The organism is Dolichospermum sp. UHCC 0352, from assembly GCF_009711925.1.
In the GTDB taxonomy this organism is placed as follows: domain Bacteria; phylum Cyanobacteriota; class Cyanobacteriia; order Cyanobacteriales; family Nostocaceae; genus Dolichospermum; species Dolichospermum lemmermannii.
On sequence record NZ_VIKY01000275.1, the window covers coordinates 1 to 16,844 of the forward strand.

The window sequence follows — 16,844 nt, forward strand, 5'->3', positions numbered from 1 at the left end:
AGATTTTGATCGTCTTGTCACCACTCCCAGAAGCCAGTTGTTGTCCGTCGGGGCTAAATCCCACACTCCTGACCCAACTCTCATGACCTTTCAGGGTATTAACTGCTAAGGCTCTATTTTCTGGCTTTTCATTACGTTGCAAATATACTGCTTGCTGTAATGCTGCTGTCGTTGGTTCTTGAGTATCCAATGTTGCCCAAGATGCCAGTTTGACTTTTTGATTTACTCTTAATGCTTCTATCAAAGCATTACCGCGTTCTCCTGAAGCAAACATGGCTTCACTAGATTTAGTTAAGGCTTGAATTGCATTAATATCAGCTTGTTGTTTTTGAGTTTCTGCTGTTTTTGCAGCATTCCAAGCTGTGACTGTTAGCAAGGTTAATGCTATTCCTGCGGCTACTGAACCTGCCAGGGCAATTTTGAGAAAGCGATTGAGTTTAGCTTCACCGATTTTTCTTTGTTGTTTTTCCCATTCTAGTTTTTGGCTGAGTGGTTCTTGTTGCTGACGAATAAAAGCTGCTAAATAATCATGAACTAATTGATAACGGTCACAGGGATTTTCTGGTAACAACACCACTAAACCAGATTTGACAAATATTTCTAATACTAAATCTAAGTTATTCTCAGTTTCATTTTTATCTCGTTCTAATAATGATTGTAAATTTTCTTCTAATTCTGCCTTAGTCTTTAACGGTCTTGTTCCTTGTTCGTCTGTGAGAAAATAAAGTAATAATTCAGCAAGTTCTTGATTTTTCTCACCACAATCATTGACTATTTCTCCTAAATAACTTTTCACCAATTCTTGTTTGTTACCGATTTTCTGATATGCTACTAAAGTTGTGATATTTTCTGTTTCTAATTGCGCCCCCACAAGTTGTAATTCAATGGGACGAACTGAACCTACTTCTCCCGCTAAATCTTCTACCAGTCGCTTAATTAAATCCGGTTCTAATTGAAAATCAGTTTTTTTAGTTAAACTCTCAATTGTAGTTTTAGCATTTTCTGGGGTTAAATTCCCTAATTTATACAACACATTTTTACTCAGAATACCATCACCAATAATATTCATATCGGTAATTTCATCACATTCTAATAAAAGATGTAAATAATCTACCCGCAAAGATAAAATTACTCGCAAGAATCCAATATTTTTATGATTTAGACATTTCCCTAAAAACTGAAAAAATTCTGTTCTATCTTTATCGTCAGGACACACAAAGAAGAATTCTTCAAACTGGTCAAAGATTAATACTGTTCTTCGGTATTTTTCAATTTCTACCAATTTTAAAATAAACTGTTCCTGAGTATCTAATTTTAAATCTTCTGGCTTTAAGTTTTCTGGTAATACATCTAATAGTTCTTTTTTTAATTCTGTAAACCAACTATTATAAACTCTAATCGTCACAGGTAAATTATCTTGAAAACCTATGGCTTTATTTTCCAATGCAGGAATTAACCCAGCATTAACTAGAGAACTTTTTCCAACTCCTGACTGTCCATGAATGACAATAATTTTTTTATCAGTTCTACCAATTCTTGCTAGTAATTCATCTACATCTATTTTCCGTCCAGATGCTTCAATTTCTGGAGAAATATTTTCTTTTTTAATGGTTTGATTTGTTTGTAGAGACGTTCCGTAATTTGTTTGTAGAGACGTTCCGTAATTTGTTTGTAGAGACGTTCCATGGAACGTCTCTACATTTAGATTTGTATTTTTTGATGGTTTTAACCAACCCGCACCAATAAACGCCCGCAAACCAAATTGTTGTTCAATAGAACGACTTTCTAATTTGGTGTTAAAAGCTTCCAGATATTCTGTTTTTTGAAATAATAGCTGTTGTAAAAGATTGAGAATTTTAACATAAAGCTTTGGTTGATTATTGATAACCCCAATATCTTTAGCCAATTTTAAATTACTAATTGCTTGTTCATATTGTTGTAATTTTTCTTGAGCTTGTGCTAGAATTAAAAATAGACTTTGACGATAATAATTTAGTAGGGGTAACTCATGAATTACCCCTATCCCTTGATTAGCAATTTTTGCTGCTTCTGAAAAATTTGATTGTTCAAAATTAGCTATTGCTAAAAATAGATAATCTTCCGCTATTTTCAAGATATTATTTTCAGCTTGATGTATTTCTAAAGCTTGTTGAGATAATGTTTTTAATTGTTCCCATGCTTTTAAATCTTGGAGAATTAACCCAAATTTTGATAAAGAATTAGCAATTAAATCCAGACGTTGAGCATTTTTAAACTTTTCTAATATTTGTTGAATACAATTTATTATTTCTCCCCCTTCCCTGGTAGGGAAGGGGGTTGGGGGGTTAGGTCTTAATTTTTCATAATTGCAAATTGTCAGATGATAAAGTATTTTCCCTTGAATTTCTAAATTCTCAGTTTTTTGCCAAAAATCCCAACTTTGTTGATAATAATTAATAGCTATATCTAATTGTTTTTTGTTATATGCAATAAATCCTTTTAAAAAATTACAATTAGCTTGAAAATCTGGTTCTAATTTTTGATCATATTTTTGTAAGTCTTGTAATGCTAATTCAAGTTCTTGTAGATTTACATTCAAATCATCATTTAATATTTTATCTATTATTGATTTGAGTAAATTAATTAATTCATCGAAAGGAAGAGAAAAATTGATAGTAATTCCCCAACTTTCTAAATCAGGTGCAGATTCCATGATTTGTTGATATATTACATCATTAATCCATAGCACTACCGGATATGGACAATTATTTCTAAATTCTTCCCTGACTTGATTAGCTGAACTAAACATTTTCGATAAATTCGGTAATGATTCCCAACCGACAATCATTAATGCTGCAATTTCCTGATCAAATTCTTCTCGAATAGCATTATATAATGTTCTTTCTGATGCTTGAAGTCGTAAAATCTGAATTTCAATCTGACAGATTTTTTGTAATTCTTGAATGAGTTGATTTTGTAAGTTGAGATAATTGCACTTAGCCAAAATCAGTTTAAATTCTCCTTGGGATGCTTCTATAGACCATGCTAAATCTTCTAGTTGTTGTGAGTTGTTCATAGTATTAATTTGTGATAAACAATATCCCCGACTTCTGAACTTTAACCTCGATAAATAATAACATTGATCGAAGGCAATAATTCAGGTGAGATGATAAGATCCCCGACTTCTTTGATTTATTGTGTCCATAAATTATAAATTGATCTCAGAAGTCGGGGATCTAAATCCTGTTAATCCTTAAATCCTGGATATCCTGATTCAAACAACTTTTCTGATTCTGCTAAAATCGGATTGACATCAAACCATAATTCACCCTGATCTCTATATTCAAAGACAAATCTACTGCGAATTAATTTCTGATATCCTTGATCATCACTAACGTGCTTAGTTTTTTTAACACGGCGTAATAATTCCCATTCTTCATCAGAAATAGTTAAAGACATTTCATTCCGTCGTTCACGAATAATCTGCTCTAAGGTATGACTCTGGAGAGGAAATTTTTTATCTTTCATAATCCAGGGGTTTAATAACCGCAAAATATCGCGCACATGACCACCGCTAACCTGACACAAGCGGTCTAGACTTGCTGGAGCATCAAAAATTTCAGTAATTTTATTTAAGCGGTCTTCTGGGGCTAAATTAGGAAATGCTCTAGCTAAAATCATCTGTTGCATTAGTGCTAATCCCTGTTCATGGACTTTACCATCTGAAGACTTGACGGGAACCATTGGTAATATTTTTGGTTCTTCTGGAAATCGTTGGGTTAGTGTGCCATATTCATTGGAAAATTTCAAAGCCAGGGGCATGGTATAAATAACATGACAATTCAGTTTGGTGAGATATTCTCCTTGGTCAACAAATAGATATTCTTGTTGTGTCCGACCCCAGGATTTAACACTATTATCTATACGGTCTAGGTTATCAACTATGACCACTAAACCATTTTTACCCTGTTGTTTGAGTTTAGAAATAGCAGGTTCTAAAAGTTCTTGATTAATTGCTTGTAGTAAGTTGGTTTTCTGTGGTCCTAAATATTGATTTACTTTGGTTCTTAATGTGGAATCACTTTTCATTTTTGTGGTGATTTCCCCAATACCCAAAGACAGAGACAACTTTTGTCCGTCAACAGTATAACCAATATCATGACCAGCAAATTTACCTTTAACACCTGTAACTTCAGAGTTTAAGATGTTCCATGCACCTTGAAGTAATTCCTGAAATTTTTTCGGTTCTTCGAGAACAATTTTCTCAAGACTTTTACTAATGCGACTAGCAATAGCCAAAAACACATCAGCAATATCTATATCTGTGATTTCTAAATCTTCGCTAGATTCAAAATAAACAACATGAAAATCTGCTGCTTCTAATTCTACCTGTAATCGTAATAATTCTGTAGATTTACCACAACCAATATGTCCAGTAAATAGGTTACAGGTAGGCTCATCTTGATTCCACTCTGTAATACTATCTTTAATAGTGCTGATGATATCCTCACCACGCACTTTAGAAAAGTCAATATAACATTTTTGATCTTCCACATTTCGCGCAACAAGGGTGCGTGCGGGGTTAGTGGCTTTATAAAAATCCTTAATATCCATTTTGCTAGTAGTATAATTGTCCTGATAGTTGAGGAATATCCCTACTGACAATAATACTTGTTTCTCAGTAATTTCAGTTATTTTTCCCATAATTTTAATAATTTTATGAGAATCAGGATTTACAAGATCAAACCATGAACAGGATTTTATTTTACTCACATCCTGTCAATTCTTAAATCCTGGTTATCCTAATGCTGACAATTTCTGTATTTTAAAATCTAGATATGATAACAGCCAGATCATACACCTTGATAATAGCACAAAAAGTCAAGAGGTCAAGAACCTAGTAAAATGGTTATCTTATTGCAAGCATTCTCAATAATCTTGAGAATGAAGCAGACTTATTCTCAATAAACATAGTCTTGTGCTTTTTTTGTAAAAGTCTGATTTAAAAAACTTATAGCCTTCAGTTTTTAACTGACAACTGACCCACATTCGCAAAATGTGTCAAAATAAAGAATTGTCATAAAAAATATTGTTAAGGTAATTTAGTGACTTCAACTGCTCAAGCTAGTGCGAGTGCGCGTCGTGCGGTCTTCCCATTTACAGCCATCGTCGGTCAAGAAGAAATGAAACTGGCACTGCTGCTAAATGTCATTGACCCCAAAATTGGTGGTGTAATGATTATGGGCGATCGCGGCACCGGAAAATCTACAACTATCCGCGCCTTGGCGGACCTTTTACCAGAAATCCCTGTTGTCGCCAATGACCCCTTCAACAGTGACCCCAACGACACGGACTTGATGAGTGATGAAGTCCGTCAACAGGTAGCACAGGGGTTAGAAATTCCCATCACTCACAAAAAGGTGCAAATGGTAGATTTACCATTGGGCGCTACAGAAGACCGCGTTTGTGGGACAATTGACATTGAAAAAGCCTTATCTGAGGGTGTCAAAGCTTTTGAACCGGGACTCCTAGCCAAAGCCAACCGGGGTATTCTCTACGTTGATGAGGTCAACTTGTTAGATGACCACTTGGTAGACGTACTCCTCGATTCCGCTGCTAGTGGCTGGAATACCGTGGAACGGGAAGGAATTTCTATCCGTCACCCTGCGAAGTTTGTTCTCGTTGGTTCAGGAAATCCTGAAGAAGGGGAATTACGTCCTCAACTTCTCGACCGTTTTGGAATGCACGCGGAAATTCATACCGTTAAAGAACCAGCTTTACGGGTACAAATTGTGGAGGAACGGGGTGAATTTGACCAAAATCCGCCTGTGTATTTAGAAAAACACCAAGCACCACAAGTAGCATTACAAGAGAAAATTGTCAATGCCCAAAACTTATTACCACAAGTTAATTTAGACTATGACTTCCGGGTGAAAATTTCCGAAGTTTGTTCAGAATTAGATGTGGACGGGTTGCGGGGTGACATCGTGACGAACCGTGCGGCTAAAGCCTTGACAGCTTTTGAAGGTCGGACAGAAGTTACAATTGACGATATCCGTCGGGTAATTACTTTATGTCTGCGTCACCGTTTGCGGAAAGATCCTTTAGAATCTATTGATACTGGCTATAAAGTGGAAAAGGTCTTTTGTCGGGTTTTTGGTGTGGAACTTCCAGAAGATTCAACCCAGAAAAATGGTGCAGGGGTAAAAGCTGGCGCTCGTTAGTGATAATGTAGATGTCAGTGGAAAGTAAACTGTCTACTGACAACTGTACGGGCGAAGCATTTAGAGAACTATTTTTGGCAATGAGCGATAATTTATCTTCCAAATGCTTCGCCCCTACTGACAACTGACAACTGACAAATTATGAGAACTTGGAATTTTTGGTTAAACAGCTTGATTTTATTGATTCAACATCATCCACCCCGATTTGTGGAGTTATTAATGTTAACATTAGCGATCGCTCTGCTGACAGTCTCCATCATTGTCCCAGATAAACCCTACATCATACTAGGTTTAAGTTTTGTCGTGGGAGCATCAACTTCTATATTAGTCCGGGAAGCAATGTCTCCCACCGGCAACAACCAGACAGTTTTAACTCAACAACGCCTTACCCAATTTACCGCATTACTGTTATTAGGAATTAGTATTTACGGTTTTGCAGATTTAATTCACACGCTATAAATTTTCAGGATCAACTCCTAATTTTTTTAACATCTCTGCTAATTTATTAGCTTTTTTCTCAGATTCTAACCATTTTCTTTCAGATTCTAAATGTTTTTCCTCGCTTTGTTGCATCCTTTCTTCCGGTGTTAAAAATCGTTTTCCATTTTCATCAAACCAATATAACCATTCCCTAGTTATTCCTTGATATGTTGCTTTTTCCATTCCTATTCCTAACCCTATCTCTGGTAGAAAAACAGGGTTTCCTGACAGTAATTTATATTCTCCATTGACTAATTTGTAAACCTCTAAACGTTGTTTTATTTTACGCTGAGAATTATAAACTACATAATATAATATCCCCAATTCTTGAGCATAAAAATCTTTCTTAGTGCTATATTCTCCCCTATAGGTATGAGACACTATTTCTAACACTAAAATCGGTAATTTTTGTTCTTCCCATAATACATAACTGCGGCGTAAATCTTCATCAATTAATCTGGGAATACCAATACTTAAAAATCCATCTGGGACAATTGCAGGTTTATCTGGATCATAATATATTCCCATGTCTACGCCAAAAAACCAATCCCATCTTTGTGACCAGATTAAGGCTAACATGGCTTTTAATAAACCGGGAATTAAATCTTGTAGTTCGTTATCCACTGGTGTGTCGTCAGAGTCGGGTAATTCCTTAGATGAGGGTAAATAATTTAATTGGCTGTATTTTAGCATGATTGATATTACCAATTCTTTTTTCATTGTAATCCAAATCACCGACTTCTAAGAGGGTGTTTGAAAAGTTTTAGGCTGTGATTTTAGGCACTTACAGATCCCCCCTAACCCCCCTTGCTAAGGGGGGAACTAGAGTCAAAGTCCCCCTTTTCAAGGGGGATTTAGGGGGATCTAAAAATATTTGATACACCATGAGGGACTTTTCAAACATCCTCTAACAAAAATCTATCATTTATTTACAAAATGAAAACAGAAGTCGGGGATATTTTTATCCTTGAATTATGGCTTTTTCTTCTTCAGTTAAACCATACAACCGATAAACAATTTCATCAATTAACCAATCACATTGTTTAAGTTGTTTTTTGATTGGTAAAAGTGTATTTAAACTCGATTGATATTCTTTTGCTAATGTTTCCTGTTCTTTTCTCGCGGTGGGATCTATTTTTAGTTTTTTCTGATTTTTCTTGAGGATACCAATTAATTCATCAAAGGTTAAATGGTTATCTCCTTGCTTTTGTTTATAATAATCACCTAAATAATTTTGAATTTTCGATTTATTGGTAAGATGATCAATTTCAGTACCGATTAATCTTTCTAACCATGTTAAAAAGCCTTTGGTTTCTGTTTGTTTTTGTTTATTTAATTCTATCATTTGTTCGGCTAAATATGCGAGGAAATCATGAATTACATCGGCTTCAGATGGTTGTTGATTGAGGTGATGATCAATTTGGGTAAGTAAGATATCTGGTTTATCATTGATTTGATATTGTTGGTAAAGATTAATTGTGTTTTCTAGATATTCTTGGCGTTTTTCTGGGGGAGTTGTAAAGGAGATTTTAGGAACTGGTAAACTTTTAAGTTCTTCGTATGTTACCTGGGGAAAATCATCTTTTACAGATATAGTAGAAGAGTTAGTATAAAACCAAGACAACAATTTAGAATTAATCAGTGCAGTGATAAATTTAGGATTAATGTTAACATCCAAAACTAAAATATTCAGAATACTATCTGTTGTGATTAATATATCTGTGCAATAACAAGACATCAGTTCACCTCGTCTTGATAACAGTCTTCTAAGTACAATCCTCGGAGAAGTAAAAAATATTTGATCACGTTTACTAGCTAAATCATCACAATATTTAATATAACTTTTCTTTTCCGATTCGAGACGATAGCGAGATAATTCTTTTCCCAGTAACTCAGGATAATAATTATCCTTACTATCAAATTTTGTAAGTTCATTCTCTCTCAAAAAATCACTTTTAATTTGATCTTTTGTATGTTTTTTAAAATCATATAATTGGACTCCTCGTTCAATTCTTGTGAATGAACCGAGATTAATAAAATTTGCATCTTTTTTAATTCTTTGTATTTTGATTAACTCCATACTCAGAATAAACTTAAAATTTGCATCTTCTTTCCACGTTTGTATATTAATTTTGTCATAATTTGCATGATCTAATATCTGTATTTTATCTTTTTTACCCATTTTCTTTGTATCAACATCATAATCTTTTTGGGGGTTATCCACCTGCAAAATAATAATACAAGTGTCAATATAAGCATCTAAAAAAGTATTATAAGGTAATACAATAATCTCCTTTATACAGGAAAAATTTATCATATTGCTGCGTAAAGTCATATAATTAATACCAGTTAACATAGCAGCAGGAATGATAAAAGAGATATAACCATTTTTGCAAGTATTCTTTAATCCAAAACTCCAGAAATAAACAAAGCAATCATTATACAAATTAGATAACCATGTTAATGATTCAACTAAACCATAAGGTGGATTACCGATAACAGCATGAAAACCAGGATTTTCTTTCCAACTTGCATTTTCTAAATCAATAAAAACCTCTGGAAACTCCAAATCCCAATGAAAAAACCGCTTTTCCTCAAATAAATTTCTCGCGTCTTCATATACTGCAATATCAGCAGCATTCATATTTTCAGGGTTAGCATTAATCGCATTTGTACCATAAACCCGTAAGAAATGATCAGCACGTTTCAAACCAAAATATTTAGAAACATAAATATCTAATAACCGTTTATAAGGTTTCGCAGCTTGATCAAATTCCTTAAATAACCTTTCGCTAGTTTCTACTTCCGCAAAAGTTGCATCACTTAACGTACTCACACCGCGCATAATTTCCGCAGCACGTAACAACCCCACAAACGGACCAGTTAATAAATTTAATTGTCCACTTTCTTCCTTCACCATATTCGCTTCTGCTTCTCGCGCAGTCGTACCAATAAGGGAATTTCCGCAACGTAAATGATGATCTAAAAAACTCAAAGGAGCGCCAATTGTGAAAGAATGTAACCATAAACTCACCTTAGCTAATTCTACAGCCATTGGGTTCAAATCCACACCATAAATACAGCGTTTCATTACCACCCGTTGCAAAAGTTGAGTATCTTCTAACTTATTGACATCAATAGTAATTCCCTGCTGTTGTAAATTTGCTAAAATCCCCTCGCGGGTTTGTTTCAACATCTCCAAAACCGGATTATGTTCAGGATATTCATTTAAAATAATGATTAATTCATCTGTAAAATAATCAACAGCTTCTACCAAAAAATGTCCGCTTCCCATTGCAGGATCACATATTTTAATATCAAGGAGAGTATTTGTACTTTTTCTTTCTAAACGTTGTAAATCTTTTTGTAAACCATTACGGCTTTGTACTCCTAATCTACCATCTGCCATTTTTTCATGTAATTGGCTAATTTGCGTCATCAAATCCGCAAATTTTTGTTTTCTCTCCTCTAAAATCGGTTTGAGAGTATGACTAACAATGTATTTAACAATGTAATCAGGTGTGTAATAAGAACCCGTAGCTTTGCGTTCACCCTTATCATTTTCTAAATAAACTTTACCCGTATTTCCATCTGCAATCACTACGCGATATTCTAATAAACCTTCATAAATTGAACCCAATTGTCGCACACCTAAAAAGCTGTAGTCAATGGGTAATTTTTCAAACCGTGCTAATTTATCCAAAGCGGGAAATAACACAGCATCAGATAATTGATGTTGATACAAAAACCAATTATCTGGATAATCTTTGATATCCTCAACTTCATGAAAATCAAAATGGAATAAACCACCATTATAACGAGGTACTTCTAAAGCTGAATCACCTCTATCTACTATTTCAAATAAACCTAATAAACTCTTATAAATCTTTGTTGAAGTTCCACTTAATGTTTTTTGTTTATCAACACTTTCCGCTATTTCTTGAGTAATTTTAATCAAACTATAATCACGGTAAGCTGTGGTAATTGGTAATAGGTTTCTCGCTTCAGCATATAATAGAAATAACAACTTATATAAAAATGATAAAGTAGCTGCATAAACCTGTTTTGGTTCTCCAGTTTTTCCCCGTCTGATAGCGTCTGCAACAAAACCCCCTGCTAAGTCAGGAAATATTTGCTCAAATACCAATGTTTTTAATTCATTTCCTACTTGAGTCGCATAGGTTGTACTTCCTTCTCTGACTCTTTCCAAAAAGTTTTTATTGTAACTATCTTTTTCAAAAGCAGCACTTCTAAAAAATAACCAGAAATATTTGAACTTTTCCAAATCTTCAGTTTCTAATAATTCTACCAAATCAATAGGATAAAATTCCGTTGCGGTAGAAGATGCTTGACGATAATATAAACGCCATTCTCTCCCATTGGTTAAAATTCCCCAATCAACTCCCGTACCAGTCAAATAACTAGAAATTTGAAAAGATGGATTTTCATTCTTGAAAATATCTCTTTTATCATTAGCAGAAACTTTACTTAATGGTCTTTCCCAATATTTAGCTTCTGCGATAACTAATACCCTACCATAAAAAGCAGTTTCATTATTTTGAAAAGAGTAAGCTGTATCCCTTTCAGTTTCATTTGCAAACAACGCATAATCAGGACGTTCGGCTCTACCTTTACCACGAGTCACGACTTGAGGAATATTAGAAAAGCCTAAAATATCTAATACAGGTTTAATAAATACATCTTCTGTTTGCGCTTCATTGAGAGTCGGTAAAATCGCTTTTTTTGATAAATAGAGTTTATTTAGTTTCTCAAAATCTAGTTTAATATCTAATTTCCATTCTGGACATTCTTGAATTCGATAGTCTAAATAATGTTGAGAAAATAATGGTTTATTGATGTTTTTTGCATTTGTCATAATTTAAACTCCAAAATCATGTATATTGTAGGGTGAGCAATGCCCACCTTACGTAATACCCTACCATATAATCATAAATTATCTAAATCAATTCCCTTTTCTTGCAACTTGGCTAATAATTCTTGATACTGCTGAATAGCTGCTTCCTTTTCTTGACGTTCTTGTTTAGCAAGTTGATCAAATTCCACAGATGTGAGAAACTTGTTACCATCAGGATAATAAATCTCTAAATTATCAAGTACAAGTTGAAACCGGATACCCAATCTCGGACTTATCCAACCATTAATATCTTCAATGGCTATAAAAGCATCTTGATAACGCACAAAACCGGATAATTCTAAAGTATCAGGATCATAAATGTAATATTCTTCTACACCATAACGTTGATAAAAAAGCGATTTATTAATCATCGCAGGAGTACGGTTTCCTGGAGATAAAATTTCAAAAACTACTTGAGGAGGAATATTATTTTCTTTCCATTGTTGATATGAACCTCTATCTCCCTTTGGTCTGCCAAAAACTACTAATACATCAGGTGCTTGACGAATTTTCGGATTTCCCTCCACAGGATACCAAAGTAAATCACCGGCAATAAATACATCTGGATTTGATGCAAATAATATTTCTAAATTTTCTTTAATTTTAACAATCCATTGATATTGTTTAGTATTATCTGCCATTGGTTGACCGTCGCTGTCAGGGTAGATGATTTCTGGTGTGGTTTCTGCTGATAATTGCTGTACCATATTGGACATATCTCCCATAGGAATAGATTCTGATATCTACTAAATTAATCATAATAGACATCCGGTGAAAAAAATGTAGAGGCTTTTTGTGTAATACTAAATTAAGATGAAGCTGCATAGAATCAGATTTCAAGAATTATTGAACGCAGATAAACGCAGATGAACGCAGATAAATACGGATGAATTCATGGATTTCATGATTCTGTGCAGTCTCATATAAAATTGAGATAATATCTCTACTTGTAGATGAAACCAAAAAATCTCATAATTTTCACTTAATATATAAAATTAGAGCCAAAGACAAATCTCAACAAACAGACTCCATGCGTATTTCTCTAAACTGGTTAAAAGAACTCGTAGAAATCAAACTCACCCCAGAAGAACTGGCGGAAACCTTGACAATGGCAGGGTTTGAAGTAGAAGATATAGAAGATCGTCGCACTTGGGCTAATGGCGTAGTTGTGGGGAAAGTGCTAGAACGTCAACCCCACCCCAACGCCGATAAATTGAGCGTTTGTACCGTAGATATCGGGGCTGCTGAGACTGTAAATATCGTTTGCGGTGCTGGGAACGTCCGCGCAGATATCTATGTTCCCGTAGCCACCACAGGAACTTATTTACCCAACATTGATTTAAAAATCAAACCCGCAAAACTGCGTGGTGTTCCCTCCAATGGGATGATATGTTCTTTAAAAGAACTCGGTTTACCCACTGATATTGACGGTATTCATATCTTCCCTGAAGAAAACATGGTTGTGGGTAGTGACGTGCGTCCCCTGTTGGGTTTGGAAGATGTGATTTTAGATGTCACCGCTACTGCTAACCGGGCTGACGCTTTATCTATGGTGGGTATTGCACGGGAAGTAGCGGCTTTAACTGGCGGAAAATTATCAATTCCCCCAGTTGCAGAAGTTGAAAATACCAAAACTGCAAAAAACCTAACTTTAAAAATTTCCGAAACCCAAGCTTGTCCTGCTTATATTGGGACTGTTGTTGAAAACATCAAAATTGCTGCTTCTCCTGAATGGTTGCAACAACGTTTACGCGCTGCGGGAGTCAGACCAATTAATAATGTAGTTGATATCACAAACTACGTTTTATTAGAAAGAGGACAACCTCTCCACGCTTTTGATAAAGAGCGTTTACAATCTGTAGGTGAGGGGGAAAATTTAATTATTGGTGTCCGGTTTGCGGAAGTTGGAGAAACTTTAACAACCTTAGATGGAAATATTCGGAATTTATCGCCCCAAAATTTATTAATTACTGCTAATAACAAAGCCGTAGCTTTAGCAGGAGTTATGGGTGGTGCAGAAACAGAAGTTCATGAAGGTACACAAAGTTTAGTTTTAGAAGCTGCGTTATTTGATTCTGTGGCTATTCGGCGTTCTTCTCGCAGTGCGGGGTTAAGAAGTGAGGCTTCTGGTAGATACGAAAGGGGTGTAAATCGAGCAGAATTAGAAATAGCTTGTCACCGGGCTTTATCCTTAATTAGTGAATTAGCTGCGGGTGTGATTGTTCAACAAGAAATTTCCGATTATCGTCCAGATATTTCTAGTTGGTCACATTCTATTAACCTGCGTTTAGATAAAGTTAATGAAGTGTTAGGTCCGATTGAATTAGGACAAGAAACAGGAGAATTACAACCAGAAGATGTCGAAAAAATTCTCACAGCTTTAGGGTGTGAATTAGTCAAAATTGATGACCGGAATTGGACAGTTACCGTACCTCCCTATCGTTACCGCGACTTAGAACGGGAAATTGATTTAATTGAAGAAATTGCCCGGTTATATGGTTATGATAAATTCTGTGATACCTTACCAGAAAAATCCGAAGCTGGTTATCTATCTTTAGAACAAGAATTAATTCGTAGGTTACGCGGTTATTTACGCGCTGAAGGTTTAACGGAATTAATTCATTATTCTTTGGTGAAACCGGGTGAAGATAATCAAATCGTTTTAAGTAATCCTTTGTTTGCCGAATATTCAGCTTTACGGACTGATTTAATTTCCGGTTTAATTTCCGCTTTTCAATACAATTTAGAGCAGGGAAATGGGGCGTTAAATGGTTTTGAAATCGGGCGCGTTTTCTGGCGTGAAGAAATCGGTTTACAAGAAGCAGAAATGCTGGCTGGAATTATCGGTGGTGATATAACTTCCGGTAAATGGTCAAGAGGTGGTAAGGAAGAAGCGATTACTTGGTTTGAAGCCAAAGGTATTTTAGAAAGTGTCTTTAAACAACTAAAATTAACTGTAGAATTTCAACCTGAAAATCGAGATTCTCGTTTACATCCTGGACGCACAGCTTCATTGTGGGTAAAGGGTAATAGACTGGGAACATTCGGACAAGTTCACCCCCAATTACGTCGAGAGAAAGATTTACCAGAAGCCGTTTATGTGTTTCAATTGGATTTAGATGCTCTGTTGGATGCTTGGGATCATGATGATTTGCTAGTTCCCAAATTCAGTTCCTATTCTACCTATCCAGCTAGTGACAGAGATTTGGCATTTTTTGCTTCTGTGAAAGTGACAGTTTCCGAAATTGAAAAGGTCATTAATAAAGCTGGGAAAGGGTTATTAAATTCGGTGGAATTGTTTGATGAATATCGTGGTGAACACGTCCCCACAGGACAACGCAGTTTAGCTTTTCGGTTAGTATATCGTGCCAGCGATCGCACTCTCACTGAAACTGAAATTGAACCAGTTCATAATCAGGTGCGGACAGCCTTAGTTGAAAAATTTGGTGTTAGTCTCAGAAGTTAATTGATAATTAGACATCTCCAAAAAAGAATGTAGATACGTTCTATGGAACGTCTCTACAAGGGTACGGGTCACGCATATTTAATTTTTACCAGATGTCTATTGATAATTGATAATGATTAATTATCAATTATCAATTGAATTGTATCTTTGTATGTTTCTACAAATCGCGCACAGGGCTTTTTAACACGATAATTGATTCTTAATTACTATCAATATCCTCTCTTAGCCCTTTTAAAATTGCGGCGAAATCTTCTATCAACGACAAATAAAACAGGCCATAGCAACGTAAGTTTGATCTGATTAGACAGAGTTTTCTCATAAGTAGTCCGCCTAAACCCATGCCAAAAATTCCAAGCATAACCAACATAAACCATCAAATAAATGGTGATGCCAAAAATCAATAATTTAATCATTTTTACTTATTTGTATGAAGACAAATGTATCTATCACATATTTATTTACCACATACTTATGATGTTGAATAATTTATTTTGTATTTTTATAGGCTATTACCATATCAATACTTGCCATAGATGATATAATCACATTATTCGTAATCCACTACGGTTAATTGTTACAGTGCGTCAGTTCTGAAAGCATAAAAGTTGACTATTTTATGTATCAGAAGTGTTAGAATGACAAGACTCAAAGTAAAAAATCGCCAAGTATGGCAAAATTTTCCGGAAATAGTCAAAAATTCAGATAAAGTTGCTATATTCTATTAACAAATATCAATAATCAAATCAGAAATTATGACAAAATACATTCTATGGGGAAGCTATTGCGAAGACGTTCTCAGCAAACGTGAACCTTATCGTCAAGCCCATTTAACAGGATTAGCACAACAGAAAGAATCTGGGGTTTTAATTACCATTGGACCCACAAAAGATGTAACTCAAGTTTTTGCCATTTATGAAGCCGAAGACGAAAACACCGTTCGTCAATTAGTGGAATCAGATCCTTATTGGCAAAACGGCATTTGGACAGAGTATTTTGTTAAAGAATGGATTCAGGCTTTTTAGTCAATTGGTACAATTTTAACCAAGATAATTAATTGATAATTACCATACCCAGATTCCCGACTTCTAACATCAATTTATAATTTGTAGGTAAGCATTCAGCTATCAGTCGTCAGCAGTCAGCTAAAACTGGATTTTAGGGGTTTTGAAATAGGAAAACTGACATCAGTAATTAATATTCAGAATGCTTATCAATTCAACTCTTGCTGATAGCTGATAGCTGACGGCTGAATGCTTAAATTTGTAGACACAATAAATAAAAGAAGTCGGGGATTTTATCGGCCTACCTGAATTATTATCACTTAATTACCCTTGAGTGCCTTTTGAAAATTGCGACGATAGGATGGATTAGCTAAAAACAAAGCAGGCCATAGCAAAGCCAAACCAATCCGATTAGGTAAAGTTTGATTAAAATTAGTTCTACCAAATCCAGTCCAAAACTTCCAAACACCACCGAGATAAACCACGATTATTCCGAAAACAAGTAAATCAATCATGACCATCAACTCCCTTAATAACTGGCATAATTTTATGTAAAGAAACTTGATTGCTGACTACAGGAAAGTTAAAACCTCTTTCATTACTTATCGGCACTGTCCTTACTGAATTCTAGTTTAAATTAGGATCACAGACTGCCACCATTCGTCCTATTACATGATAGCCTAAATAAACTACCCATTCTCAATGCCTGAAAAGTTCATGCTGTATTAATTTTGAATTTTGAATTATTTAACAGTTTTGCGTAATTCCCCACCCTCAAT

General features: G+C 35.0%; 10 protein-coding genes and 1 pseudogene. 4 read left to right on the forward strand and 7 right to left on the reverse strand.

The features are described 5' to 3' along the window. Both FJR06_RS19675 and FJR06_RS19680 read right to left on the reverse strand, forming a co-directional pair. Positions 1 to 3,055 (reverse strand): annotated as a pseudogene (locus FJR06_RS19675) (ribosome assembly protein 4); the annotation flags it as partial. Positions 3,056 to 3,225: 170 nt separating this feature from the next. Continuing rightward, entirely contained in the window at positions 3,226 to 4,593 is a 1,368-nt protein-coding gene (locus FJR06_RS19680) for a P-loop NTPase fold protein (RefSeq protein ID WP_168652097.1), read from the reverse strand. A gap of 491 nt (positions 4,594 to 5,084) precedes the next feature. On the opposite strand from FJR06_RS19680, the gene bchI reads away from it, so the two are divergent. Together bchI and FJR06_RS19690 are read left to right on the forward strand one after the other, a co-directional pair. After that, entirely contained in the window at positions 5,085 to 6,203 is a 1,119-nt protein-coding gene (gene bchI / locus FJR06_RS19685) for a magnesium chelatase ATPase subunit I (protein ID WP_168652094.1), read from the forward strand. A gap of 141 nt (positions 6,204 to 6,344) precedes the next feature. Then, complete coding sequence (locus FJR06_RS19690) at positions 6,345 to 6,662, forward strand: hypothetical protein (RefSeq protein WP_015079937.1); 318 nt, start codon at positions 6,345 to 6,347, stop codon at positions 6,660 to 6,662. On the opposite strand, the gene FJR06_RS19695 is transcribed toward FJR06_RS19690, so the two are convergent. The 3 genes from FJR06_RS19695 to FJR06_RS19705 form a co-directional block, all read right to left on the reverse strand. Next, on the reverse strand, positions 6,657 to 7,376 hold the full coding sequence (locus FJR06_RS19695) for a Uma2 family endonuclease (RefSeq protein ID WP_174783508.1): 720 nt from the start codon (positions 7,374 to 7,376) through the stop codon (positions 6,657 to 6,659). The two genes, FJR06_RS19690 and FJR06_RS19695, sit on opposite strands and share 6 nt — an antisense overlap. A gap of 268 nt (positions 7,377 to 7,644) precedes the next feature. After that, positions 7,645 to 11,559 (reverse strand): Eco57I restriction-modification methylase domain-containing protein, encoded by a 3,915-nt coding sequence (locus FJR06_RS19700; RefSeq protein WP_168652095.1) that lies wholly within the window; start codon positions 11,557 to 11,559, stop codon positions 7,645 to 7,647. A 71-nt stretch (positions 11,560 to 11,630) separates the two neighbouring features. Then, on the reverse strand, positions 11,631 to 12,305 hold the full coding sequence (locus FJR06_RS19705; protein ID WP_015079934.1) for a Uma2 family endonuclease: 675 nt from the start codon (positions 12,303 to 12,305) through the stop codon (positions 11,631 to 11,633). A gap of 323 nt (positions 12,306 to 12,628) precedes the next feature. Between FJR06_RS19705 and pheT the strand changes: the two genes are divergently transcribed. Further along, on the forward strand, positions 12,629 to 15,064 hold the full coding sequence (gene pheT / locus FJR06_RS19710) for a phenylalanine--tRNA ligase subunit beta (RefSeq protein ID WP_168652096.1): 2,436 nt from the start codon (positions 12,629 to 12,631) through the stop codon (positions 15,062 to 15,064). A 209-nt stretch (positions 15,065 to 15,273) separates the two neighbouring features. Here the strand turns inward: pheT and FJR06_RS19715 are convergent, their stop codons facing one another. Beyond that, positions 15,274 to 15,477, reverse strand: a complete 204-nt coding sequence (locus tag FJR06_RS19715; RefSeq protein WP_015079932.1) for a hypothetical protein — start codon at positions 15,475 to 15,477, stop codon at positions 15,274 to 15,276. Between the two features lie 339 nt (positions 15,478 to 15,816). Here FJR06_RS19715 and FJR06_RS19720 point away from each other — a divergent pair, with 339 nt between their 5' ends. Then, positions 15,817 to 16,086 carry a YciI family protein gene (locus FJR06_RS19720; protein WP_015079931.1) on the forward strand — a complete coding sequence of 90 codons (270 nt, stop codon included), beginning with the start codon at positions 15,817 to 15,819 and terminating at the stop codon, positions 16,084 to 16,086. 299 nt (positions 16,087 to 16,385) lie between these two features. On the opposite strand, the gene FJR06_RS19725 is transcribed toward FJR06_RS19720, so the two are convergent. Further along, positions 16,386 to 16,580 carry a hypothetical protein gene (locus tag FJR06_RS19725; RefSeq protein ID WP_015079930.1) on the reverse strand — a complete coding sequence of 65 codons (195 nt, stop codon included), beginning with the start codon at positions 16,578 to 16,580 and terminating at the stop codon, positions 16,386 to 16,388. Between the last annotated feature and the right edge of the window lie 264 nt (positions 16,581 to 16,844).

Bases quoted from the DNA above. Each gene is read 5' to 3' on its own strand.
- FJR06_RS19705 (WP_015079934.1), bottom strand. From the start codon at position 12,305: ATGGTACAGCAATTATCAGCAGAAACCACACCAGAAATCATCTACCCT.
- FJR06_RS19695 (WP_174783508.1), bottom strand. From the start codon at position 7,376: ATGCTAAAATACAGCCAATTAAATTATTTACCCTCATCTAAGGAATTA.
- FJR06_RS19700 (WP_168652095.1), bottom strand. From the start codon at position 11,559: ATGACAAATGCAAAAAACATCAATAAACCATTATTTTCTCAACATTAT.
- FJR06_RS19690 (WP_015079937.1), top strand. From the start codon at position 6,345: ATGAGAACTTGGAATTTTTGGTTAAACAGCTTGATTTTATTGATTCAA.
- pheT (WP_168652096.1), top strand. From the start codon at position 12,629: ATGCGTATTTCTCTAAACTGGTTAAAAGAACTCGTAGAAATCAAACTC.
- FJR06_RS19720 (WP_015079931.1), top strand. From the start codon at position 15,817: ATGACAAAATACATTCTATGGGGAAGCTATTGCGAAGACGTTCTCAGC.
- FJR06_RS19680 (WP_168652097.1), bottom strand. From the start codon at position 4,593: ATGGATATTAAGGATTTTTATAAAGCCACTAACCCCGCACGCACCCTT.
- FJR06_RS19715 (WP_015079932.1), bottom strand. From the start codon at position 15,477: ATGATTAAATTATTGATTTTTGGCATCACCATTTATTTGATGGTTTAT.
- FJR06_RS19725 (WP_015079930.1), bottom strand. From the start codon at position 16,580: ATGATTGATTTACTTGTTTTCGGAATAATCGTGGTTTATCTCGGTGGT.